This window comes from Pseudomonas sp. SIMBA_041 (genome assembly GCF_046535095.1).
Classification (GTDB): Bacteria; Pseudomonadota; Gammaproteobacteria; order Pseudomonadales; family Pseudomonadaceae; genus Aquipseudomonas; species Aquipseudomonas mucoides.
On the sequence record NZ_JAWRXJ010000774.1, the window covers coordinates 1 to 245 of the forward strand.

The 245-nt window shown below is 58.4% G+C and carries 1 pseudogene; it reads left to right on the forward strand.

Annotated features, from left to right (window positions below):
* Positions 1-245 (forward strand): annotated as a pseudogene (locus SB725_RS33210) (hydantoinase B/oxoprolinase family protein); the annotation flags it as partial.

Genomic DNA, 245 nt, shown 5'->3' on the forward strand with positions numbered 1-245 from the left:
TCTTCGGTGGACTCAGTGCACTTGGCAATGAAGTTTCCGTAACGAGGACTGGCTCGGACGAGGTACGTTATCCAACTGGCAAGTTATCCTCTCAGAGCCTTCTCAAAGGGGAGTCAATCAGCGTTCGCACTGGCGGGGGAGGCGGTTTTGGCTCTCCGCTTGAACGTGACGTGCTCGATGTAGAGCGGGACGTGCGCGAAGGCTACGTGACGCTACGCGCCGCCCGCGATAAGTATGGCGTCGTC